Source organism: Mycolicibacterium arseniciresistens (assembly GCF_030519285.1).
In the GTDB taxonomy this organism is placed as follows: domain Bacteria; phylum Actinomycetota; class Actinomycetes; order Mycobacteriales; family Mycobacteriaceae; genus Mycobacterium; species Mycobacterium arseniciresistens.
The window spans coordinates 1-23,115 of record NZ_JAUMSQ010000139.1 but is presented as its reverse complement, the minus strand read 5'-3'; the positions used below and the strand labels follow the sequence as shown (position 1 = coordinate 23,115).

Sequence of the window (23,115 nt, the reverse complement as noted above, 5' to 3'; positions counted from 1 at the left end):
GGCGGCCTTCGTGCACGCCCGCGCCGCCGGCGCCTCGGCGCTCGATCCAGGACCGCACCCGGCGCCGACGTCGGCGTCGCGCATCCTTGCCCACATCCGGACCGCACTGGCCCAGCTGTAACCCGAGAGGAAACGCCATGTCGCGCAGGCACAAGCCCGCCCCCCACATCGCTCCCGCGTACACCGGACGGCTGGCGATGGCGCCGGTGCCGTCACTGCGCATGCCCGAGGAGTGCCTCGATCCGCAGTCGGCGTACCGGTTCATCCACGACGAGCTGATGCTCGACGGCAGCTCCCGGCTCAACCTCGCGACGTTCGTCACCACGTGGATGGACCCCGAGGCCGAGAAGCTGATGGCCGAGACGTTCGACAAGAACATGATCGACAAGGACGAGTACCCGGCGACCGCGGCCATCGAGCAGCGCTGCGTGTGCATGGTCGCCGACCTGTTCCATGCCGAGGACCTGCGTGACGACGAGCCGGCCAGCGCAGTCGGGGTGTCGACGATCGGGTCCAGCGAGGCGGTGATGCTGGCGGGGCTGGCACTGAAGTGGCGGTGGCGCCAGCGCAACGAGAACTGGAAGGGCCGCACGCCGAACCTGGTGATGGGCGCCAATGTTCAGGTGGTGTGGGAGAAGTTCTGCCGCTACTTCGACATCGAGCCGCGCTATCTGCCGATGGCCGAGGACCGCTACGTCATCACCGCCGAGCAGGTGCTGGAGCACGTCGACGAGGACACCATCGGCGTGGTGGCGATCCTGGGCACCACCTACACCGGTGAACTGGAACCGATCGGCGAGATCTGCGCCGCACTCGACGAACTCGCGGCAGGGTCCCGCAAGCTCGACATCCCCGTGCACGTGGACGCCGCCAGCGGCGGGTTCGTGGTCCCGTTCCTGCACCCCGACCTGGTGTGGGACTTCCGGCTGCCGCGGGTGGTGTCGATCAACGTCAGCGGCCACAAGTACGGACTGACCTATCCCGGCATCGGTTTCGTGGTGTGGCGCAGTGCCGAGCACCTGCCCGAGGAGCTGGTGTTCCGGGTGAACTACCTGGGCGGTGACATGCCGACGTTCACGCTGAACTTCTCCCGGCCCGGCAACCAGGTGGTCGGCCAGTACTACAACTTCCTGCGGCTGGGCCGGGCCGGGTACACGCAGGTGATGCAGTGCCTGTCACACACCGCGCGGTGGCTCGGCGACCAGTTGCGCGACAGTGAGCACTTCGAGCTGATCACCGACGGCTCGGCCATCCCGGTGGTGAGCTTCCGGCTCAAGGGCGATCCCGGCTACACCGAATTCGACGTGTCCCAGGCGCTGCGGGGCTACGGGTGGCAGGTGCCCGCGTACACCATGCCCGAGGGCGCTGAGAACGTCTCGGTGCTGCGGGTGGTGGTGCGCGAGGGCTTCTCGACCGACCTCGCCAGAGCGCTGCGCGACGACATCGTCACCGTGCTGGGGCACCTCGACGCGCTCAAGCCCAAGGGTCAGTTCGACGAGATCCAGCCCTTCGCGCACTAGTCCCGCGGGCGGCCCCGGCGGCGCCTCGGCGGCCTCTGGGACAATCGGTGACGAGATGACTGCGCCGCCGACCGACCTCACCACCACCGCGCAGGCGGTGGTGGACCTCGACGCGATCGCCCACAACATCGCCGTGCTGCGCGAACGCGCCGGATCGGCGCAGGTGATGGCCGTGGTCAAGGCCGACGGGTACGGCCACGGCGCCGCTCCGGTGGGGCGCGCGGCGCTCGCCGCAGGAGCGGCCGAACTGGGCGTGGCCACCCTCGACGAGGCGCTGGCACTGCGCCGCGACGGCATCACCGCGCCCGTGCTGGCCTGGTTGCACGCGCCCGGCGCCGACTTCGCCCCCGCCGTGGCGGCCGACGTCCAGATCGCGGTGTCCTCGGTGCGCCAACTCGAGGAACTCCTCGGCGCGGTCCGCCGCACCGGGCGCACCGCCACGGTCACGGTCAAGGCCGACACCGGACTGAGCCGCAACGGTGTCAGCCCGGCCGAATACCCGGCGCTGCTCGACGCGCTGCGCAGGGCGCAGGCCGACGACGCGATCCGGTTGCGCGGGCTGATGTCGCACCTCGCGCTCGGCGACGAACCGGACAATCCGGTCAACGACCGGCAGGCCCGGCGGTTCACCGAGATGCGGGAGCTGGCGCATGACCGCGGAGTCCGCTTCGAGGTGGTCCACCTGTGCAATTCGCCGGCGGCGCTGACCCGTCCGGACCTGGCTTACGACCTGGTTCGGCCGGGCATCGCCGTCTACGGCCAGACGCCGATCCCGCAGCGCGGCGACATGGGGCTGCGGCCGGCCATGACGCTCACCTGCCCGGTCGCGATGGTCCGCAGGATCACCGCCGGCGACGGTGTCTCCTACGGCCACACCTGGATCGCCGCGCGTGACACCACTGTCGCGCTGCTGCCGATCGGCTACGCCGACGGCGTGTTCCGCAGCCTCGGCGGCCGCCTCGACGTGCTGATCAACGGACGGCTGCGTCGCGGCGTCGGCCGCATCTGCATGGACCAGTTCGTCGTCGACCTCGGCCCGGGTCCGGTGGACGTCGCCGAGGGTGACCGCGCCGTCCTCTTCGGGCCGGGCGACGCCGGAGAACCGACCGCGCAGGACTGGGCCGAGCTGCTCGGCACCATCAACTACGAGGTCGTCACCAGTCCGCGGGGCCGGGTCGCCCGGGTGTATCGCGGCGGACCGCAGGCGGTTTCGGCCCGGTGACCGGCGACGAGGCACGCAGGCGCGGACGTCTGCGCGGCGCGCGCTGGCTGGCAGGGGCGGCGGGCCTTGCGGCCGTCGGCGGGCTCGCCGGTTCGACGGTGATGAGGTCGCTGACCCGGCGCGTCACCGACGACGACCCGCACCTCGACGAGGACTTCGAACTCCTCGACGCCGACCGCAGTTCGGTGGTGACCACGTCGGACGGGGTGCCGCTGGCGGTTCGCGAGACCGGGCCGCTGGACGCGCCGCTGACGGTGGTGTTCGCGCACGGCTTCTGTCTGCGCATGGGCGCGTTCCACTTCCAGCGCGCCCGCCTGGCCGAGCAGTGGGGGCCGCAGGTCCGGATGGTGTTCTACGACCAGCGCGGTCACGGCCAGTCCGGTGCGGCGTCACCGGACACCTACACCGTCACCCAGCTCGGTCAGGATCTCGACACCGTGCTGGCCGTGACGGCGCCGAAGGGCCCGGTGGTGCTCGTCGGCCATTCGATGGGCGGGATGACGGTGCTGTCGCACGCCCGTCAGTTCCCGCAGCGCTATCCCACCCGCGTCGTCGGCGCCGCGCTCATCTCCTCGGCCGCCGAGGGAGTTTCGCGTTCGCCACTGGGCGAGATCCTGAAGAATCCGGCCCTGGAGGCGGTGCGGTTCGCGGCGCGGTACGCACCCGGGGCCGTCCACCGCACCCGCGGCGCGGCACGCGCGGTGATCGGGCCGGTGCTGCGGGCGGCGTCCTACGGTGACGAGAAGATCAGCCCGAGCGTCGTCGCGTTCTCCGAGCGGATGATGCACGACACCCCGATCGCCACCCTGGTCGAATTCCTGCACGCGTTGGAGGTGCACGACGAGACCGCGGGCCTGGCGAAGCTGGCCAAGGTGCCCACTCTGATCGCCTGCGGTGACCGCGACCTGCTGACCCCGATGGAGTACTCGCAGGAGATGGCCGCGGCGCTGCCGAAGTCCGAGCTGGTGATCGTCGGCGGCGCAGGTCATCTGGTTCAGCTCGAGGAGCCGGAGACCATCGACGACGCGCTGGTCCGGCTCGTCGAGCGCGCCACGCCCTCCAAGCTCGTCGCCCTGGGGCGGCGGCTGAGGGAGCGGGCCCGGCCACATGGCTGAGCGGTCGGGCGGGACGGCGGAACTGGTTACCGCCGAGGACACCGTCGCCCTGGGCGCGCGGCTGGGCGCACAGTTGCGCGCCGGCGACGTGGTGGTGCTCTCGGGACCGCTGGGTGCAGGAAAAACCGTGCTGGCCAAGGGGATCGCGCAGGCGATGGACGTCGACGGGCCGGTCACCTCGCCCACGTTCGTGCTGGCCCGCGTGCACCGGGCGCGGCGGTCGGACGCACCCGCGATGGTGCACGTCGACATGTACCGGCTGCTCGACCATCCCGGTGCCGACCTGCTGGCCGAGCTCGACTCACTGGATCTCGACACCGATCTCGACGATGCCGTGGTGGTCGTCGAGTGGGGTGAGGGTCTGGCCGAGCGACTCTCCGAGCATCACCTCGACATCCGACTCGAACGCAGTGCGCACACCGAAACCCGCAGTGCGGTGTGGCAGTGGAGCGCGCAGTGAGCACGCTGATCCTGACCATCGACACGGCGACTCCCGCGGTGAGCGCCGGTGTGGTGCGCCGATCGGGTGCCGAGGTGACCGTGCTCGCCGAGCGGGTCACCGTCGACGCCCGCGCGCACGCCGAACAGCTGACCCCGAACGTGCTCGCCGCTCTGCATGACGCGGGCGTAGAGGTCGACGCGCTCGACGCCGTGGTCGTCGGCTGCGGACCGGGACCGTTCACCGGGCTGCGGGTCGGCATGGCGAGCGCCGCCGCCTACGGTCACGCGCTGGGCATCCCGGTGCGCGGGGTGTGCAGTCTGGATGCGATCGGTGTGGACGCGTCGTCCGCCCCGGATCTTCTGGTGGTCACCGACGCCCGGCGCCGCGAGGTGTACTGGGCGCGCTACCGCAGCGGCGTACGGACCGACGGCCCCGCGGTCAGCGCACCGGCCGACGTGCCCGCCGGTGCCGGCGCCGTCGCCGGTTCACCGGAGCATGCCGCGCTGTTCGACCTGCCGCGGCTCCCTCCGGTGTACCCGTCGCCCGGCGGACTGGTGCGCGCCGTCGACGACTGGGACGCCGAGCCGGAGCCGCTGGTGCCGCTGTACTTGCGCAGGCCCGATGCCAAGCCGCCGACGGCACGGCGGTGACGGTTGTCTACGGCCCGTTGCAGCCTGAGGACGCCGCGCGGTGCGCGGAGCTGGAGTCCCTGCTGTTCCCGGGCGACGACCCGTGGCCGGCGCAGGCGTTCCGCACCGAACTGGCGGCCAGGCACAACCACTACGTCGCGGCGCGGGTGGACGACACACTCGTCGGCTATGCCGGGATCGCCCGGCTGGGCCGAAAGGCGCCGTACGAGTACGAGATCCACACCATCGGCGTCGACCCCGCGTACCAGGGCAGGGGCATCGGCCGCCGGCTGCTGGACGAGGTGCTGGTGCACGCCGGCGACGGTGTGGTGTTCCTCGAGGTGCGCACGGACAACGACCCGGCGATCGGGCTGTACACCAGTTCCGGCTTCGTCGTGGTGGGCCTGCGCAAACGGTATTACCGGGTCAGCGGCGCCGACGCCTATACGATGAGGCGCGATCCGCCATGACCATCATCTGTGCCATCGAGAGCTCCTGCGACGAGACCGGTGTCGGTGTCGCCGAGCTGACCGACGACGGCGCCGTCCGGCTGCTCGCCGACGAGGTGGCGTCCAGCGTCGACGAGCACGCCCGGTTCGGCGGCGTGGTGCCCGAGATCGCGTCCCGGGCGCACCTCGAGGCGCTCGGCCCGACGATGCGCCGGGCCCTGGAAACCGCCGGTGTGCGCAGACCCGACGTCGTGGCGGCCACCATCGGACCGGGTCTGGCCGGGGCGCTGCTCGTGGGGGTGGCGGCGGCCAAGGCCTATGCGGCCGCCTGGCAGGTGCCGTTCTACGCCGTCAACCACCTCGGCGGTCACCTCGCCGCCGACGTCTACGACCACGGCCCGCTGCCCGAGTGCGTCGGGCTGCTGGTGTCCGGCGGGCACACCCACCTGCTGCACGTCCGCTCACTCGGCGAGCCGATCCTGGAACTGGGCAGCACGGTCGACGACGCGGCGGGGGAGGCCTACGACAAGGTCGCACGGCTGCTCGGGCTCGGCTACCCCGGCGGCAGGGTGCTCGACGAGCTGGCGCGTGAGGGCGACCGAACGGCTGTCGTGTTCCCGCGCGGGATGACCGGCCCCCGCGACGATCCGTACGCGTTCAGCTTCTCCGGGCTCAAGACCAGCGTCGCCCGCTTTGTGGAGAGCCACCCGGACGCGGCGCAGGCCGACGTCGCGGCCGGCTTCCAGGAAGCCGTCGCCGATGTGCTGACCCTCAAGGCGGTGCGGGCCGCGACCGAGCTCGGGGTGTCGACGCTGCTCATCGCCGGTGGGGTGGCGGCCAATTCCCGGCTGCGTGAGCTCGCCGAGGAGCGTTGCGCCGCAGCCGGACTGACGCTGCGCGTGCCGCGCCCCCGGCTGTGCACCGACAACGGCGCGATGATCGCGTCGTTCGCCGCACATCTGATCGCCGCGGGTGCGGCGCCCTCGCCGCTCGACGTCGCCAGCGATCCGGGTCTGCCGGTCGTCAAGGGTCAGGTGGCGTGAGCGAAGAGGTCGGCATTCGCCGCCACCGTGCACCTGTTGGTCGATCCGCGAACATCTGACGGCCGGTCCGGCAGACTCGCTCCCGTGCACTACGACCTGCGGTTGCGACCTGCACAGCCGGCGACACCCGCGCCGGACGCCTTCGAGATCCACCGCCGCCACGTCCCCGCGAGCGAGCACCGCGACGGCTTGTCGCTCGCGTTCGTGCACGAAGGCCTCGGCGGCTACCCGTTGTTGTTGGTGCACGGTTACCCCGAGACGAAGCGGATCTGGTGGCGCAACATCGGTCCGCTGGCCGCGGCCGGCCACGAGGTGATCGCGCCCGATCTGCGCGGCTTCGGCGACTCCGATCTCTCGGCCGACGACGTCTACGACCTCGCGGCATGGAGCCGTGACCTGTACCTGCTCGTGCACGACGTGCTCGGTCACGAGCGTTGCGGCGTCGTCTGCGGTGACCTCGGCGGTGCGGTCGCCGTCGACATGCTGCACCGGTACCCCGGCTTCGTCGACAAGCTCGTCTACTTCAACACGGTGCCGCCGTTCGTGTTCGACGACTTCGTCGCGGCGGGCATCGACGTCGCATCGATAATCGCACTCGGCGACGGACCGACCGCCGATTACCGCCACCTGCAGGGTGTGACACCGGATGCGCTGGCCGCGGAACTCGATTCACCGGCCAAACGCAGGCGGTACATCGGCGGAATGTACGGCCACCGGCTGTGGGCGTCGCCGGGTACGTTCAGCGCCGCCGACGTCGACTTCATGGCCGAACCGTTCGCCACCGAGGAGCGGATGCGTGCCGGCTGGGCGTGCTACCAGCTGATGCACGGCAGGCCGATGAGTGAGCCGCCGATCCTGGACCGCAAGGTGGACGTGCCGACGCTGATCCTCTACGGCATGGACGACCACGTCATCGGGCCGGATTTCCTGCACACCTGCGAGGTGGCGTTCACCGACCGCGCCGGGCCGGTCGTGGTGCCGGGTGCGGGTCACTTCCTGCAGTGGGAGCGGGCAGACCTGCTCAATCCGCTGGTGACCGCATTCTTCGGCGACCTTCGCGTTCACCATTCACGGTAGGCACTACCCGAGCCTTGAGTGCTAGCACTCGCATGTATAGAGTGCTAGGTGGCAGGCGGCCAACCCCCTGCGCCGGCACCCGCGACGACGGCGCACGGACCCGGACGCATGCCGAACACCTGGTAACACACAGGTCCGGGGTGTGCCCGGATCTACACCCGAAATAGTGGAGGGCTCCATCGTGGCGAGCGTGAACATCAAGCCACTCGAGGACAAGATCCTCGTACAGGCCAATGAGGCCGAGACCACGACCGCTTCCGGTCTGGTCATCCCCGACACCGCCAAGGAGAAGCCTCAGGAAGGCACCGTCGTCGCTGTCGGCCCCGGCCGCTGGGACGAGGACGGCGAAAAGCGTATCCCGCTGGACGTCTCGGAAGGCGACACCGTCATCTACAGCAAGTACGGCGGCACCGAGATCAAGTACAACGGCGAGGAATACCTCATCCTGTCGGCGCGCGACGTGCTGGCAGTCGTCTCCAAGTAGCGACGTGTTCCGCCCCGGAGATCCCCGTGCACACGGGTGATGTCCGGGGCGGCATGCGTTCCACATCTTCTTTCACACCCACTTTCTTTTAACGACATCCGTTCAAGCAGGAAGCAGTTCTATGAGCAAGCAGATTGAGTTCAACGAGACTGCGCGCCGGGCAATGGAGGTCGGCGTCGACAAGCTCGCCGACGCCGTCAAGGTGACACTCGGCCCGCGCGGCCGCCACGTGGTGCTGGCCAAGTCCTGGGGCGGCCCGACCGTCACCAACGACGGTGTCACGATCGCGCGCGAGATCGACCTCGAGGACCCGTTCGAGAACCTGGGCGCACAGCTGGTCAAGTCGGTGGCCACCAAGACCAATGACGTCGCGGGCGACGGCACCACCACCGCGACGGTGCTGGCGCAGGCGCTGGTGAAGGCCGGGTTGCGCAACGTCGCGGCCGGCGCCAACCCGATCGCGCTCGGCGCCGGGATCAGCAAGGCCGCCGACGCCGTATCCGAGGCGCTGCTGGCCGCGGCCACCCCCGTCAGCGACAAGAAGGCGATCGCCCAGGTCGCCACCGTCTCCTCGCGCGACGAGGAGATCGGCGAGCTGGTCGGCGAAGCCATGACCCGCGTCGGCGCCGACGGCGTCGTCACGGTCGAGGAGTCCTCGACGCTGAACACCGAGCTCGAGGTGACCGAGGGCGTCGGCTTCGACAAGGGCTTCGTCTCGGCCTACTTCGTCACCGATTTCGATTCGCAGGAGGCCGTCCTCGAGGACGCCCTGGTGCTGCTGCACCGCGACAAGCTCAGCTCGCTACCCGACCTGCTCCCGCTGCTGGAGAAGGTCGCCGAGGCGGGTAAGCCGCTGCTGATCATCGCCGAGGACGTCGAGGGCGAGGCGCTGTCGACGCTGGTGGTCAACGCCATCCGCAAGACGCTCAAGGCCGTCGCCGTCAAGGCGCCGTTCTTCGGTGACCGCCGCAAGGCGTTCCTGGAGGACCTCGGCATCGTCACCGGCGCGCAGGTGGTCAACCCCGACGTCGGCCTGGTGCTGCGGGAGGCCGGCCTCGACGTGCTGGGCTCGGCGCGGCGCGTGGTCGTCGATAAGGACAGCACCGTGATCGTCGACGGCGGCGGCGGCGCGGAGGCCATCGCCGACCGCGCCAAGCAGCTGCGGTCGGAGATCGAGTCCACCGACTCGGAATGGGACCGCGAGAAGCTCGAGGAGCGGCTGGCCAAGCTGGCCGGCGGTGTCGCGGTGATCAAGGTCGGTGCGGCCACCGACACCGACATGAAGAAGCGCAAGGAAGCAGTCGAAGACGCCGTGTCGGCGGCCAAGGCGGCGGTCGAGGAGGGCGTGGTCACCGGCGGCGGTGCCGCGCTGGTGCAGGCCCGCTCGGCGCTCGACGGCCTGCGCAAGTCGCTCACCGGCGACGAGGCGCTCGGTGTCGAGGTCTTCTCCTCCGCGCTGTCGGCTCCGCTGTTCTGGATCGCCACCAACGCCGGTCTCGATGGCGCCGTGGTGACCAACAAGGTGTCGGGCCTGCCGAACGGACAGGGCTTCAATGCGGCCACGCTGTCCTACGGGGACCTGTCCGAGGACGGCATCGTCGATCCGGTGAAGGTGACCCGCTCCGCGGTGCTCAACGCGGCGTCGGTGGCACGGATGATCCTGACCACCGAGACGGCGATCGTCGACAAGCCGGCTGATGACGAGGATCACGGGCACGGCCATCACGGCCACGCCCACTAGATCAAGCACTGAGAAGGCGCCCCCGGTCCTGTTGGGCCGGGGGCGTTTTGTCTGGATCGCTCCGCCGGCATGCGCGGTGGCGTTGAGTTCGCGTCATGGACCGGATCTGGCAGTGGTCGTGGGATCGGCATCGAGCGAGATACTCGTGGGCGCTCTACGCCGTGACGGTCTCACTTTCTCTGCCCATCTACCTGTTGTGGTCTTTTCTCATCGTTGCCGTCGAGGAGTCAGGTAGATACCTCAACGCGGCTGCCATCACCGTTGTCGTCGTGCTGGCGCTTGGGTACGTGAACATCCTTCCCGGGGCGGGGCGAGGTCGCCTCATAGACCGGTGGGCGGCCGGCCACGAACTCGATCGGGCGACGGCGTTGGAGGCGACGTACGCCCTGGCCCGAGGGACGGTTGTCAGGACGGTGATGTTCAACGCTGTTGTCGTCGGCCTGTTATCAGCTGTGACCGGTGCAATCGCCGGGGCCACCGACTCGCGCCCCGTTGAATACGGTGTCCTCGGCGCCCTCGTCGGACCGCATTCGGGCTGAGCGCTGTGCACAGCTTCGCGGAAGCCGCGATCCGGCCGGCCAGGGTGGCAATAGCAGGGGACTCGGGTATCGGAGACGGCCTGCCTCGGGCACGCCCCACCTTCGCCGCCTGGTCGAACGTGTCCGTGCTCGCAGCGATGTTCGTATTCATCGTCAACGGTGCGATGCTGACCACCGTGTTCGACCAGGCCCGTGATGAACCGATTCTCTTTGCGGCCATCGCGTTTGCTTTGACGCTCGGCGTGGGACTGCCCACAACGATCGGCCTCGTGTTCGCACCGTCCATGCAACCCCTCCGCGACCTCGCTGAAGGCACGAAACGTGTTGCGGCAGGTGACTACAGCCAGCGCCTGCCGGTGGTTCAGGACGACGATCTCGGCGCGCTGGCGGCGTCATTCAACCGGATGCAGGCGGGACTGGCCGAGCGACAACGACTTCAGGTGGCGTTCGGGACCTACGTCGACCCCGGCCTCGCGGCCCGGCTGCTGCAGCAGGGTGACGACGTGTTCACCGGTGAGCGGCGCGAGGTGACGGTGATGTTCGTCGACATCCGTGATTTCACCCCGTTCGCGGAGGCGAACACCGCCGAGGACACCGTCGGCCGCCTCAATGCGCTTTTCGAGATCGTGGTGCCTGCCGTCGTCGACGCCGGTGGGCATGTCAACAAGTTCCTCGGTGACGGCGCGTTGGCCGTCTTCGGCGCACCCAACGACCTGGCCGAGCATGCCGACGCCGCCTTGTCGGCCGCGGTCTCGATCCACCGTCTCGTCGCCGAACGATTCGGCGGCGCCCTCCGCATCGGCACCGGAATCAACACCGGACCGGTGATCGCCGGAACGATCGGTGGCGGAGGCAAGCTCGAGTTCACCCTCATCGGTGACACGGTCAACGTCGCCGCGCGCGTCGAGCAGCTCACCAAGACCACCGGCGACGCGATCCTGCTCACCCGGCAATCCGTCGACACCCTGACCGTCCGGACGCCCGGATTGATCGACCGTGGATTCCATGCCGTGAAGGGGAAGGCAGCTGAGATACAGGTCGTCGGCCTCGACCCAGGTGCCCAATCCACGAGTTGAGCTTCACGCGGCTCAGTAACCCACGGCTCTGAGGGCGGATGCGGAGAAAACGTGCCACGATCGGCAGGTGGCACCGGATTTGCCGACAGGCAGTGCGCCGCCGGCTGGGGACTCCACCCCGCCGGCACCGATCGTGACATCGCCATGATTGCTCCGCGGCGACTGTCGGGCAGGTATGAACTCGGCGAGATCCTCGGCCTGGGTGGCATGTCCGAAGTCCACCTGGCCCGCGATCTGCGGTTGCATCGTGACGTCGCGGTCAAACTGCTACGTCTCGACCTGGCCGAGGACCCCAGCGTCAATCTGCGGTTTCAGCGAGAAGCGCAGAACGCGGCATCGTTGAACCACCCTGCCATCGCCGCCGTCTACGACACCGGTGAGGTGCAGACGCCGAGCGGGACGCTGTCCTACATCGTGATGGAGTACGTCGACGGTGTGACATTGCGCGATTACGTGCGTACCCACGGTGCGATGCGCCAACGGCAGGCCATCGAGGTGATCGCCGATGCCTGTCAGGCGCTGAACTTCAGTCACCAGCGAGGGATCATCCACCGCGACGTCAAGCCGGCCAACATCATGATCGGCACGGCCGGCTCGGTGAAGGTGGTGGACTTCGGCATCGCCAAGGCGATCGCCGACAGCGGCGTGGGCGTCACCCAGACCGGCGCGGTGATCGGCACCGCCCAATACCTGTCGCCTGAACAGGCCCGCGGCGTTCGGGTCGACGCTCGGGCCGATGTGTACTCGCTGGGGTGCGTGCTCTACGAGATCGCCACCGGTGAACCACCTTTCGTAGGGGATTCGCCCGTCGCGGTCGCCTACCAGCATGTCCAGGTAGAGCCGGTTGCGCCGTCAGTGCTCAACAGTGAGGTCACGCCCGACCTGGACGCAGTGGTGCTCAAGGCGATGGCCAAGAATCCCGACAATCGTTATCAGACGGCCGCAGAGATGCGCACCGACCTCGTTCGCGTGCATCGTGGACTGACCCCGTATGCCTCTTCGGCGGGGACCGACGCCGCCGGCGACTCAGCACTGGCCGGGTCGCCCGGCAGGAATCCGCCGACTGAGCAGTTGGCGACACAGCCGTCAGGTGACGGCAGGCGGCACGCAGGCCGGTCGACCAGGCGTTGGCTGACTGCGGTCGCGGTGCTGGCTGTGCTCGCCATCGGGGGTGGGATCGGGATCAACCTTCTTGCAAGCGATTCCCGCGACGTGGCGGTTCCCGACGTGCACGGTAGGACGTCGGCCGACGCGGTCGCCGTCCTGCAGAACGACGGCTTCAAGACCCGCATTCTGCAGAGCGCGGACGCGACCGTACCGCCCGGTCTCGTGATCAACACCGACCCCGATGCCGACACCGCGGTCGCCGCGGGGGAGGAGATCACGCTCAACGTGTCGACGGGTCCCGTCCCCGACGTGTCGACCGGTGCTGCGCAAGTAACGGTGCCCGAGGTGAGGTCGTTGACCTATGCCGATGCCGTCCGCGAGCTGACGGACGCAGGCTTCGGGCGGTTCCAGCAGGCGTCCTTGCCGTCACAACCGGAGATGAAGGACCTTGTCGTGGGCACGAACCCCCCGGCCAACCGAATTGCCGCGACCACCACCGAGATCACCATCGTGCTGGGTTCAGGTCCCCTGACTCCTGATCCCTGATCTCATGAGGGCAGCGGTACGCGCGTGATCAGGTCGTCGAGTGCGACCAGGTCCAGGTACGCGACGACGCGGGTCACCCGTTCGTTAGCCATGGTCATCACCCAGGCGTACTCGTTGACGTACGGCACGCCGTCGCGTGCGGTCGCGGTGCCCCGCCATCGCGCGACCACCTGGTCGTCGTCGGCGATCAACTCCTGCACATCGGCCTGGATCTGTCCGGTCAGCCGGTCCACGATCGGGGCGGCGCCGTCGTCGAGGAACTGCTGCCGGCTGGTGTACGTGGTCGGTGCCGTCGCCCGGGCCACCGTCCAGGTCACGTCGTCGGCGAGGATCGCGTAGAAGGTCTCGGCGTCCCCGACACCGCGCGTGAAGGCCTCCCGCACCAGGTGGGTGTTGCGTTGTTCGGCATCGGCCTGCGGCGGTGCGGCGTCGGCGGTGGCACATCCCGCCGTGACGGCAGCCGCAGCGAGCAGTGCGGCGAGGGTCGTCCTGGTCCTGTGTCGATCGGTCATATCCGCAACGTAGCCAGGCGGTGGGGTCCCAGGCAGGGTGCAGTACTCCCTGGCTGGGCATCACGGGCGCGGCAGTCACCGCCGAACGAGTATCAGCCGCGCACCCATGGCGATATCGGCGCCTGCGCAAGCCGCGGCGTACGTAGCGGGCAGGCAGGTGATCGAGGCATCGTGGGTGAAGATTGCGTCATACACCGCGTGGGCCGCCCAGCCGACGCCCACTACGCGACGTGCGGTTCGGGCGGGCAGCCAGGTTGCGGCGCCCGCGACCGCGCATGCTGCGGCGAGCGTGACCGTCTCACGGGTGTCGATGCCCCACCGCCGACGCGACAGCGGATACACCGCGGCAGCCGCGACCAGGCCGACGGCCGCGACTGCCGTGCGCCTGCGAGGCAGGAATCGAGCCATCGCCATGTCGGCCGCGAGTGCGAAACCTACGCCTTGAGCGAATGAGCTCCGCTCCTCAAAAGTGCTGCTGCGAAACATGACAAGCCGTTCTGCTCGGTGGGCCGGTCTTGTCGTCACCTGCCCTGCACTCCTGGTATCGAGGTAATGCTAAGCATCTGCACAGCACATGGGTCGGGATTGCCCCGACTCGCCCCGGGAATTCCTGGGCACGCTGCGACGCTGCCAATCCGTGTACGTACGTCGGCTGGAGGATGCATGAGTAGGCGTTACCCCGCGATCGCTTTCACCGACGACGTGCAGGCGGTGCAGCGCGAGCACGGCAGCGACCGGGTGTACGCCCGCAAGCGCATCATTGCCGGTGCTTCCGCCGAACCGGACCGGCTGACCGACGACGAAGCCGAGTTCCTGGCCGAGCGCGACGGGTTCTATCTCGCATCCGTTGGCGAAACCGGCTGGCCGTACGTGCAATTTCGCGGTGGGCCAAGGGGATTCGCGCGCGTCCTGGATCCCGGCACGATCGGCTGGGCGGACTTCCGCGGCAACCTGCAGTACATCAGCACTGGCAACATCGGAGGGAACGACCGGGTCGCGATCATCGCCATGGACTACGCCCGGCGGAGGCGGCTGAAGATCTTCGGGCACGCCCGGATCGTGACCGCCGAGGAGGATCCGGAGTTGATCCGGTCCCTGGGCGACGACGGATATGACGCGGTGGTCGAGCGCGCGGTCATCGTCAGCGTGGACGCGTTCGACTGGAACTGCCCCCAGCACATCACGCCCCGGTTCACCGTCGAGGAACTCGAGCCGGTACTCGCAGATGTGCGGCGACGGCTGGCCGTCCTGGAGGAGGAGAACGCCTCCCTCAAGGCAGAGCTCGGTCGGGTCGGTGACGGCCCTCAGCCGAACTCCAGCAGGGTGTAGGCGCCGCGGATCTGCTTGGTGAGTCGCAGTTGCCAGAATGCGGGAAACAGTCTGTCGAACACCAGGCCCCGGCCGTGCGGCATCGGGAGGTCGTGCACGGCAAGAATTCCCGGCACCGTGCCGGCCAGCTCCGCCAGCTGGGAGGCCGACATGCTGAACGGCATCGGCGGGACACGGTACCTGCGCGAGGCCCGCATCCCGTTCGGCGCGAGCCGCTTCACCAGCACCGGCGGCAGGTCGAACATCATCTGCCCACCCGGGAAGCGGTTGGCGCACTCCCTGATGAGGCCCATGGCCTCGTCCGGCTGCAGATACATCAACAGGCCCTCGGCGGTGATGAAGACACCGTCGCTCGCGTCCACCTGATCCATCCACGTGTAGTCGAGGGCCGACTGCGCGATGCTGAGGATCCGTGGGGAGGGCGGCAGCAGTCTCCTGCGCAGTTCGACCACGGGCGGCAGATCGACGGTGACCCAACGGAATGCGGCATCGGGCAGCGCGCTGTTCAGGCGCCAGAAGCTGGTCTGCAGCCCTTCGGCGAGGGCGACGACCACCGCTGACGGACGCCGGGTCAGGTATCGGGCCGCGGCGCGGTCGAAGGCGAGGGCGCGGACGGCCGTCTCCTGACCTCGTCGACCGAACTTGCCGAAGTCGAAGTCGATGGCGTCGGCCAACTGGATCGCCATCGGGTCGTCGATGACGGGGTTCGGGTGTCGGGCCTGGTAGGCCCGGGCATTCAGCGTGAGCAGGGCGGTCTCCGAGACGCCGGTCAACGAGCCGGCGTCGACCCTCTCGCCGTCTGCGCGGTTCACCGGTATCAAACTACCCGGGCGGCCCGCGAGTCCGGCTGGATCGATGGCGATGCCCACGGGTGGCCGGATTCCGGCGGTGACTGACACTCTGGCCACTGGCTGCGGGTGGACCCGCTGACCACCATGAGGACATGACCAGCCGGCACAACGTCTCGTTGACCACCCGAGGCGCTCAGTGGGACCTTCCCGACTCCGACATCTCCTCAGCAGCGTTGAAGCTGGTGTTCGACGTCTCACCGGCATTCCTCGCCAAGCACTGCGTCCGCAGCTTCCTGTTCGCGCGCGAGCTCGCGTCCACCCCCGACCGACGCGGAGCGGACGGCCTCGACGAGGAGACCCTTTTCCTCGCCTGCCTGCTGCACGACCTCGGCATCACCGACTATGGGACGGGCGGTCAGCGATTCGAGGTCGACGGCGCCGACGCCGCTGCGCGGTTCCTTCGCGACCATGGCATCGCCGAGGACCGGATCGTCACCGTGTGGCAGTCCATCGCCCTCCACACCAGTCTCGGCCTCGCGCAACGGTTCGGAGACGTGCAGTCACTCGCGTTCTCCGGTATCTCGCTCGACATCGACGGTATGGACAAGGGCCGACTCACCCCGGGTTTCGCCGAGCGGGTCCATGACGCGTGGCCGCGCGACGACCTCGGATTCGCGATCGCCCGAGCCATCGACCGCGGCATCCAGGCCGATCCGATGAAGGCGCCGCCCTTCACGTTTCCCGCCCACGTGCACGAATTGTTCAACGGCAGATCGCTGACATTCTTCGATGTGATCGCGAATTCCGGCTGGGGGGACCGTCCGCCGCAGGAGTGACGCTCGAGGCCGATCCTGTGAATTCCGCGCAAACGCAGGCGTTCTCCGTCCCGATGGCTAGGTTGCCAGTCATGAGAAGGCATCTGGCGCGCGCGGTCGTGGCGATGGCGGCGCTGACCCTGCTGACGGCGTGCGCGGGATCGCCCGTGGATACCGGCACGGAACCCGCGACCGGCAACATGAAGGACGCCGCCGGCGCGCCTGCACCCCAGAACGGGCCGCCGCAGGAGCTGACCGAGCAGCGCGACGTCGTCAAGACCGCGTCCATGACGATCACCGTGGCAAGCACATCGGAAGCCGCCGACAAGGCCGCGGTGATCGTCGAGAACGCCGACGGGCGGGTCGACAGCCGTTCCGAGGATTCCGGCTCGGGGCAGGGCCGGGCGCTCACCTCGATCGTGCTGCGGGTGCCCGCGCCGAAATTGGACGCTGTGGTGCGCGAACTCAAGACGCTGGGCACCGTTCAGACCGCCGAGACCCGGTCGGAGGACGTGACCGCTCAACGCGTCGATCTCGACGCGCGGATCAAGGCTCTGCAGACGTCGGTCGACCGACTGCTGACGATCATGCGTGACGCCAGGGATCCCGAGGCGCTCATCGCAGCCGAGAACGCGCTGTCGCAACGCCAGGCCGACCTGGACAGCCTGCGGGCGCAGCGCGATCAGCTCGGCGACCGGATCGACTACAGCACCGTGGATGTCACGTTCGTCGCCGAGCGGGTCGGCGGGCCGTCGCCGCAGCAGTACCAGGGATTCCTCGGCCAGGTCGAACGGGGATGGGACGCATTGGTTTCGGTGACCGGGACGCTGTTCCTGCTCGTCGGCCTGCTGCTGCCGTGGCTGGCTGTGCTCGCCGTGTTCGCAATGGCCGGCTACGCACTCATCCGGGTGGTGCGGTCGCGCCGATCGTGAAGCCGGACGACGCACACCGAGCCGTCATTCGGCGGTAGGTGCCTCGAGGGTCATCAGGTAATGGTCGACGGGTGCGCGCGTCTGGTCCGACGTCTGGAGCAAGCTCGGCAGCGTGTCGACCAAGGTCTGCGCCACGACGTGCAGTTTGATGTTCAGTTCCTGGGAGCGCCATCTCAACACCGCGAAGGCCGCGTCGGCGGTGAGGTCGTAGACGGCCATCAGCATGCCCTTGGCGATGTCGATCGACTCACGGTGGGCGACGATCACCTCGAGTTCCTCGTTGATCGTCTCCTGGACCTGAGCGTGGACGCTCGCCGTGATGTCGATGTAGAAGCCGCGGGTGGCCACGATCCGCTTGTCGTCGTCGGTGACGGCTTCACCGACGACCACCACGTTGCGCGTGGTGCCGTCCTTGGCGATGATGCGGTGCCTGCTGCTGAACGGCGCCGAGGTCTGCTGCAGCAGTGCGCGCACCTTCGCCAGGTCGTCGGGGTGCTTGTGGCTGAGGACGAGTTCGGTGGTGGGTGTCACCTCGCCGGGCTCGTAGCCGTGCATCCGGGCGACGGTGTCCGACCACGTCCAGGTGTCGGTGAGGTAGTGGTATTCGAAACGCCCGACCCGCTGCGGAGGTCCGCCCATCAGGGCGCGGTCAAGGCGACTCGCGGCCTGGCCGTCCACGCCCATCTCGGCGGCATCGGCGGCCGCCTGGGTCGCGAAGCCGCTGCTGGTTTTCTTCGAAGCCTTGGTGGCCATGTCCCGAGATTATGCCAAGTCGGGTGGCGATCGACGCCGGCGTCAGAAATCGGCCACCTGGTGCGGTAGGCACGGGCGAGCGCTGCTTTCTCAACGAGAGGGTTGATCCCGTACCCACCTCATAGCGAGCCTGTCAACGCAACCGCGTTGCACCCGCCACTCCAGTGAGTATGCCCTTACACGGGTAGATCAAACCCCGAGGCTCAGCCGCCGACGGCGGGCCGCAGGAAGTCACCGGTCACCTTGATCGCGGGCGCCGAGGTGTTCCCGCCGACCACGAGCGTCGCGAAGGCGATGTCGTCGACGATGCCCGCGAACCAGCCGTGCGAACTCGTGTTGTCGCCGAATTCGGCGGTCCCGGTCTTGCCGCCCAGCCCGGGGATGTCGCGCAGCTCGCTCGCGGTGCCGTCGGCGACCGTCTGACGCATCATCGCCCGGAGGCTGTCGACGATGGCCGGGGGAATGGGCTTTGACTCGGTGTCCGCCGTGGTCTTCTCGCCGACGACGAGTGTCGGCGTGATCGTCGACCCGTGCCCGAGGCTGGCCTCGGCGACCGCCAGGCCGAACGGGCTCACGGTCACCGTGCCCTGACCGATTCCGTTCTCCACCTTCTGCGTCGGGGTGTCGGCGCTGGGCACGTTGCCCGTGATGGTGGTGAGGCCCGGGATGACGTAGTCCACGCCGATGCCGAACAGTCTGGCCATGTCGGGCAGCGCGTTCGCGGGCAGCTGGTCGGAGAGCACCGCCATGGTGGTGTTGCACGAGCGGGCGAACGCCGTCGTCAACGGCACGGTGCCCAGGTCGAAGTCGTCGTCGTTCGGGATCGTGCGGTCCTCGACCGTGACCCGACCGGGGCAGGCCTGCGGGCTGTCGGGTGTCGCGATGCCCGCCTCGAGCGCCGCCGCCGTGGTGATGGTCTTGAACGTCGAGCCCGGCGGATATGTGCCCGAGAACGCTATGGGCCCCTGCGCGTCGGCGGGTGCGTTCTGCGCGGCGGCCAGGATGCCACCGGTGCTGGGTGAGATCGCCACCACGACGGCGGGCCGGGATTCCGCGGCGACGGCCGCTTGCGCCAGCAACTGCAGGCGGGTGTCCAGGGTGGTGCGGATCGGCGGCGTGTTCCTGGCCGGCGTCGAAGTCAGGTCGTAGGTGGGCTGACCCTGAGCGTCGACGAGGGCCACCGACCAGCCGGCGGCCGCATCGATGGCCGTGCGCCAGGCATCATCCAGGCCGCTGATCACCGGCGAGGACAGCTCGCGGTTGGCGGTGAGCAGCGCACCCTGCTCGGTGACCGTGACGCCCGGAATCTGGGTCAGCTGATCGCGAACCACCGCCAGATCGGCTTCCCGCAGCCGGATCACCGTGACGGCGTCGTCCTGCGTGGCGGCGAATTGTTCGGCGATGGTGGCCTCGGTGATGGTCGGTGCGAACTGCTGTAGCAGCGGCGCCAAGGTGGCCGCCGAGGCCAGGTTGTCCCGGCGCAGGTCGACCACGCCGACGGTCTGCCATGTCATCAGCGGCTGGCCGTCGCGATCGGTGACGGGGGTGAGGAAGTTCTTGTCGTCGCTGTACTGAAAGTGCATGCCCGCTGCCAGGTCCGGGTGCAGCACCGTCGGCGCCCACTGCACCCGCCACTCGTCGCCGGACTGCGTCGCGGTCGCCGTCGCGTCGTACCGGAAGTTCCGCTCGGGTCCGAACGTCCACGAGTAGTTCAGCGTCGCCTGGTGGGAGTCCTCGGACACGTCGCCGACGTCGACGGTCACCGTGGTGTCCTTCGGCACGCCGTCGAACATCGACGTGATGGCCGGCGCGGCCGCCGCCTGGTCGGTGGTGCCGGCCGCCGCGGCGGCGGCGTCCTTGCGTTGCAACGCCTCGGCGAATGCCTGCAACGCGTCCTTCGGGTCGCTGCCGGTGAACAGCGAACACCCCGTCGACGCGGACCACAGGACACATACGAGCAGCAGGAGTGCGAAACGTCGAGTCATGGCACCACGAGGGTAACCATGCCGCCGTGCGGCGCCGCCTAGGCTTCGAGACGCGCCCGGACGCTCGCGAGGCGCTGCTGCAGCGTCGCCTCGTCGACCACGCCGCGCGCCAGCAGCGAGTGCGCGAGCGCCATCAACTGGTTCTCGGGGTAGGGCAGATCCGCGTACCGGCTCGCCGAGAGGGCGTCCTCCTCGTCGCGGCGTTCCTTGAAGTTCGGGACATTCGCGTCGCACGCCGCCTGGTCGAGGGCGTCGCAGAGGCCGTCGAGGCTGGTCTTCCACGGCGGCACCGGGTTCTCGACGCCGTACTTGGCGGCCATCCGCGGCCACACCTGGTTGCGCTCGACGATCTCCTGCAGGACAGCGCTTCTGACCTCGTCGACGGGTTGTGGTTCAGGCTCGGTGGACACGATGGGTCCTCACTCGGCCGGAATCGGATGCGTCGCCGGGCGGGTCTTGGTGATGACGTTCGTGGTCACGCCCGCCTTGGGCAGCGCTACCCCGATCAGGCAGTCGCGGGTGATGATCTCGGCCAGCTGGTCTTCGCTCCAGCCCTCGGTGCCCTCGGGCTGCATGGGCATCACCATGAACCGGTGCTTCTGGTTGGAGTCCTGCACCCGGACCTCGACGTCGTCGGGCAGGTACAGGCCGAATTCGGCGAGCACCGGGCGGGGCCACCGGACGAGGCGGCGGCGGTAGTTCGGGGTGCGGTACCACTCGGGGGAGTTGCCCAGGATGGGCCGCGGGTAGCACGAGCACAGCGCGCACACGATGACGTTGTGCAGAGTCGGTGTGTCGGCGAGGATCTCGAACGCCGTGAAGTCGCTGGGCGTGCCGAAGCCGGTCGGCTCCATCCAGTCGACACCGCACTCCTTGCTGGCGGTCATCGGTTCGGTGAGTGCCAGCTGCTTGAAGTCGGGGTCCAGCCACGCCCTGGCCACCAGGCGCGCCGCGGGCGTGGGACCGATCTGCTCGGCGAACTCGGTGAAGCGACGATGCTCCTCGGCGGTGAAGATGCCCTTCTCGATGCACAACTCGCGCAGCGCGATCTCGAGGACCTCGAAGTCGGTGACTTCGTCCACCATCGGCTTGACCGTCCGGTCGTGGTCGTGGTCGTGAGACATGTATGGAATTCCTCTCGAAAACCGGCAGTCAGTGGGCGGATTCGAGCCAGCGCTCGGGCAGCTCGGTGCGCAGTGTGTCGGTGGCGGTTCCGGTGTAGCCGTCCCACAGCTCGGACATGTTGAACTGGACCACGTAGAACCATTCGGGCTTGGCGTCTTCGCGGTCCCAGGTCTCGTCCTCCGCGGCGGGACTCTCGTAGGCGACCGAGGCGATCTCGCCGGTGGCGCCGCGGCAGTATTCCGGTGTGCGGGTGTAGAAGATCACCGGCAGTTCGCGCACCGTGACCCGGTCGCCCACCTTGAAGCCCGGCTCGCCGGCCAGACCGGAGTACTTCTGCGGATCACCTTTGCCGACAGCGTCTTTGTGGTGGCTGTTCCGTTTCACCTGGGACCCGTCGCCCTCGGACTTCGGTTGCGCCTCGAGCTTCCTGCCGTCGAGGCCACCGGCGTACCGCGAGGACACCTCGGCCATCCGCTCGCTGATCTCACCGAGCGCCAGGTGATGCTTCTCCACCAGGTCGCGGGCGACGGCAAGTAGCCACCGGCCGTAGTAGGGCAGCCCGAGATACTCGGCCCGGCCGACGTCGACGTTGCCGATGCGGCGCCGTTCCTCCGACAGCCAGATGCCCCGCCATGCCAGCACCTCGCAGATGACGTAGGTGAGTTCCTCCCACTGCTCGTACTCCTTGTTCACGAATTCTTCGGGCGCGCAGGGCTCTCCACCGACATCGTGAACGGGCTTGAGGTAAGCCGTGATCCGGGCATGGTCGAGCAGGTCGGGAGTGGGGGCGTCCGGGAGCTCGGGGTAGGCGGACTTCAGTCGCGACACCAGTTCGAGCTGCGCTGCGCGTTCGGCTGCCGTGCTCATGGGAGCTCCCTTCATCGCGCCACGGTGTGGCGGGATGTCGAAGTACCGATCGTCGCGACTCAATCTAGTGGCGCGCGCCCGCGAGATGTGGGCTTTTCGGTGCGTTTTCCGCAGGGAGGCCGGGGTCCGGACACGGCGAGGCCCCACCCCGGTTTCCCGGAATGGGGCCTCCTCGAAGTCTTCTCTACGCCGTGCGGCGGATGCCGCGTTTGAGCAGCAGTTCGCGTTCCGCCTCGCTCAAACCGCCCCAGATGCCGTAGGGCTCGCCGACCGCCAACGCGTGGGACCGGCACTGTGCGATCACCGGACAGCTCCGGCACATCTCCTTGGCGCGCATCTCCCGTTGGGCGCGGGCGCGACCACGCTCGCCATCGGGATGGAAGAACACCGACGAATCGACGCCTCGGCAAAGGCCCTGCATTTGCCAGTCCCAGATGTCGGCATTGGGTCCGGGCAGCTGCTGCGGCTGTGGCATGGGTAAAACCCCTCTCTACACACTCTTGTGGAGAACGCGGGAGCGCGTGAGTTGTGGAACCGATCCGAGCTCGTGTCGCCGATGACTACTCGTGCACACAAAGTAGGGGTGCGCCAGAAATTCCGTCAATAGCCTGCACGTGTGCTCAATGACATAACCGCAGCTGGAGAATTTACGTCACGTTCATTGTTGTGACCTGTGGGTAGCGCGGAAGGTGCTAGCGAATCACCCTCGACCAGTACGCTTCACGCGTTTCCGCAGATCGGGTTCGCCGGTTCTGCCCATGTTCTGCGGCACACCGGTGAGTGCCGTAACGCCGCCGTAACCCGCGCACCATCAACTGTTAACCGCGGCTGGTCCGGATCGTCGACGAATTTGCCGGCAACGGCCCGCGCGGTGTGCTTGATACCGTCGCCGAGCGATGACGACGACCCCAGCGACCGCTCTCCGGTTCGCCGCCTTCGGCGCCGACCCGGGCCGCTGGCCGTTGCCGCCCGCCGCGAGTCCGGCTGACCGGTGGCTGCGCGCGGTCGCCGCGGGC

22 protein-coding genes and 2 pseudogenes are annotated in these 23,115 nt (G+C 68.6%); 15 read left to right on the top strand and 9 right to left on the bottom strand.

Annotation, left to right across the window (positions count from 1 at the left end):
• Positions 1 to 137 precede the first annotated feature (137 nt).
• From Q2100_RS17835 to pknB, 12 genes and pseudogenes are all read left to right on the top strand, one after another.
• Positions 138 to 1,520: a glutamate decarboxylase gene (locus tag Q2100_RS17835; RefSeq protein WP_302915138.1), complete on the top strand. Its 1,383-nt coding sequence runs from the start codon at positions 138 to 140 to the stop codon at positions 1,518 to 1,520.
• Between the two features lie 55 nt (positions 1,521 to 1,575).
• Positions 1,576 to 2,742 (top strand): alanine racemase, encoded by a 1,167-nt coding sequence (gene alr, locus Q2100_RS17830; RefSeq protein ID WP_302915137.1) that lies wholly within the window; start codon positions 1,576 to 1,578, stop codon positions 2,740 to 2,742.
• Complete coding sequence (locus Q2100_RS17825) at positions 2,739 to 3,857, top strand: alpha/beta fold hydrolase (RefSeq protein ID WP_302915136.1); 1,119 nt, start codon at positions 2,739 to 2,741, stop codon at positions 3,855 to 3,857. The genes alr and Q2100_RS17825 overlap by 4 nt, the downstream gene beginning before the upstream one ends.
• Positions 3,850 to 4,317 carry a tRNA (adenosine(37)-N6)-threonylcarbamoyltransferase complex ATPase subunit type 1 TsaE gene (tsaE, locus tag Q2100_RS17820; protein WP_302915135.1) on the top strand — a complete coding sequence of 156 codons (468 nt, stop codon included), beginning with the start codon at positions 3,850 to 3,852 and terminating at the stop codon, positions 4,315 to 4,317. The genes Q2100_RS17825 and tsaE overlap by 8 nt, the downstream gene beginning before the upstream one ends.
• Positions 4,314 to 4,949, top strand: coding sequence for a tRNA (adenosine(37)-N6)-threonylcarbamoyltransferase complex dimerization subunit type 1 TsaB (gene tsaB / locus Q2100_RS17815; protein WP_302915134.1), 636 nt, complete (start codon positions 4,314 to 4,316; stop codon positions 4,947 to 4,949). The genes tsaE and tsaB overlap by 4 nt, the downstream gene beginning before the upstream one ends.
• The gene (gene rimI / locus Q2100_RS17810) at positions 4,946 to 5,398 is read left to right on the top strand and encodes a ribosomal protein S18-alanine N-acetyltransferase (RefSeq protein ID WP_302915133.1); all 453 of its coding nucleotides are present in this window, start codon (positions 4,946 to 4,948) and stop codon (positions 5,396 to 5,398) included. The genes tsaB and rimI overlap by 4 nt, the downstream gene beginning before the upstream one ends.
• Positions 5,395 to 6,420: a tRNA (adenosine(37)-N6)-threonylcarbamoyltransferase complex transferase subunit TsaD gene (tsaD, locus tag Q2100_RS17805; RefSeq protein WP_302915132.1), complete on the top strand. Its 1,026-nt coding sequence runs from the start codon at positions 5,395 to 5,397 to the stop codon at positions 6,418 to 6,420. The genes rimI and tsaD overlap by 4 nt, the downstream gene beginning before the upstream one ends.
• An 84-nt stretch (positions 6,421 to 6,504) precedes the next feature.
• A complete protein-coding gene (locus Q2100_RS17800) occupies positions 6,505 to 7,497 on the top strand; it encodes an alpha/beta fold hydrolase (RefSeq protein WP_302915131.1) in 993 nt (330 codons plus the stop codon).
• A gap of 181 nt (positions 7,498 to 7,678) precedes the next feature.
• Positions 7,679 to 7,981, top strand: a complete 303-nt coding sequence (gene groES, locus Q2100_RS17795) for a co-chaperone GroES (protein ID WP_045384501.1) — start codon at positions 7,679 to 7,681, stop codon at positions 7,979 to 7,981.
• A 121-nt stretch (positions 7,982 to 8,102) separates the two neighbouring features.
• On the top strand, positions 8,103 to 9,722 hold the full coding sequence (groL, locus tag Q2100_RS17790) for a chaperonin GroEL (protein WP_302915130.1): 1,620 nt from the start codon (positions 8,103 to 8,105) through the stop codon (positions 9,720 to 9,722).
• Positions 9,723 to 9,817: 95 nt separating this feature from the next.
• A pseudogene (locus Q2100_RS17785) lies at positions 9,818 to 11,337 on the top strand (adenylate/guanylate cyclase domain-containing protein).
• A gap of 144 nt (positions 11,338 to 11,481) precedes the next feature.
• Positions 11,482 to 12,978: pseudogene (pknB, locus tag Q2100_RS17780) on the top strand (Stk1 family PASTA domain-containing Ser/Thr kinase); the annotation flags it as partial.
• Positions 12,979 to 12,992: 14 nt separating this feature from the next.
• Here pknB and Q2100_RS17775 read toward each other — a convergent pair.
• Positions 12,993 to 13,502: a nuclear transport factor 2 family protein gene (locus Q2100_RS17775; RefSeq protein WP_302915129.1), complete on the bottom strand. Its 510-nt coding sequence runs from the start codon at positions 13,500 to 13,502 to the stop codon at positions 12,993 to 12,995.
• A gap of 75 nt (positions 13,503 to 13,577) precedes the next feature.
• Entirely contained in the window at positions 13,578 to 13,916 is a 339-nt protein-coding gene (locus Q2100_RS17770) for a hypothetical protein (RefSeq protein ID WP_302915128.1), read from the bottom strand.
• 249 nt (positions 13,917 to 14,165) lie between these two features.
• Between Q2100_RS17770 and Q2100_RS17765 the strand changes: the two genes are divergently transcribed.
• Positions 14,166 to 14,831, top strand: a complete 666-nt coding sequence (locus tag Q2100_RS17765; RefSeq protein WP_302915127.1) for a pyridoxamine 5'-phosphate oxidase family protein — start codon at positions 14,166 to 14,168, stop codon at positions 14,829 to 14,831.
• Here Q2100_RS17765 and Q2100_RS17760 read toward each other — a convergent pair.
• Positions 14,807 to 15,643 carry a class I SAM-dependent methyltransferase gene (locus Q2100_RS17760; protein ID WP_302915126.1) on the bottom strand — a complete coding sequence of 279 codons (837 nt, stop codon included), beginning with the start codon at positions 15,641 to 15,643 and terminating at the stop codon, positions 14,807 to 14,809. The genes Q2100_RS17765 and Q2100_RS17760 overlap by 25 nt on opposite strands.
• A 131-nt stretch (positions 15,644 to 15,774) precedes the next feature.
• On the opposite strand from Q2100_RS17760, the gene Q2100_RS17755 reads away from it, so the two are divergent.
• Together Q2100_RS17755 and Q2100_RS17750 are read left to right on the top strand one after the other, a co-directional pair.
• On the top strand, positions 15,775 to 16,458 hold the full coding sequence (locus tag Q2100_RS17755) for an HD domain-containing protein (protein WP_302915125.1): 684 nt from the start codon (positions 15,775 to 15,777) through the stop codon (positions 16,456 to 16,458).
• A gap of 71 nt (positions 16,459 to 16,529) precedes the next feature.
• Positions 16,530 to 17,369, top strand: a complete 840-nt coding sequence (locus tag Q2100_RS17750; RefSeq protein WP_407667644.1) for a DUF4349 domain-containing protein — start codon at positions 16,530 to 16,532, stop codon at positions 17,367 to 17,369.
• A gap of 24 nt (positions 17,370 to 17,393) precedes the next feature.
• On the opposite strand, the gene Q2100_RS17745 is transcribed toward Q2100_RS17750, so the two are convergent.
• The 6 genes from Q2100_RS17745 to Q2100_RS17720 all read right to left on the bottom strand — a co-directional run bounded on the left by Q2100_RS17745 (position 17,394) and on the right by Q2100_RS17720 (position 22,574).
• The gene (locus tag Q2100_RS17745; RefSeq protein WP_302915124.1) at positions 17,394 to 18,122 is read right to left on the bottom strand and encodes a PAS and ANTAR domain-containing protein; all 729 of its coding nucleotides are present in this window, start codon (positions 18,120 to 18,122) and stop codon (positions 17,394 to 17,396) included.
• A 203-nt stretch (positions 18,123 to 18,325) separates the two neighbouring features.
• Positions 18,326 to 20,107 (bottom strand): penicillin-binding transpeptidase domain-containing protein, encoded by a 1,782-nt coding sequence (locus Q2100_RS17740; RefSeq protein WP_302915123.1) that lies wholly within the window; start codon positions 20,105 to 20,107, stop codon positions 18,326 to 18,328.
• A 38-nt stretch (positions 20,108 to 20,145) separates the two neighbouring features.
• Positions 20,146 to 20,427, bottom strand: a complete 282-nt coding sequence (locus Q2100_RS17735) for a thiocyanate hydrolase (protein ID WP_264011212.1) — start codon at positions 20,425 to 20,427, stop codon at positions 20,146 to 20,148.
• A 99-nt stretch (positions 20,428 to 20,526) separates the two neighbouring features.
• Positions 20,527 to 21,231, bottom strand: a complete 705-nt coding sequence (gene scnC / locus Q2100_RS17730) for a thiocyanate hydrolase subunit gamma (RefSeq protein WP_302915122.1) — start codon at positions 21,229 to 21,231, stop codon at positions 20,527 to 20,529.
• A gap of 28 nt (positions 21,232 to 21,259) precedes the next feature.
• The gene (locus Q2100_RS17725) at positions 21,260 to 22,099 is read right to left on the bottom strand and encodes an SH3-like domain-containing protein (RefSeq protein WP_302915121.1); all 840 of its coding nucleotides are present in this window, start codon (positions 22,097 to 22,099) and stop codon (positions 21,260 to 21,262) included.
• Positions 22,100 to 22,283: 184 nt separating this feature from the next.
• On the bottom strand, positions 22,284 to 22,574 hold the full coding sequence (locus Q2100_RS17720) for a WhiB family transcriptional regulator (RefSeq protein WP_269893819.1): 291 nt from the start codon (positions 22,572 to 22,574) through the stop codon (positions 22,284 to 22,286).
• Positions 22,575 to 23,115: the final 541 nt, after the last annotated feature.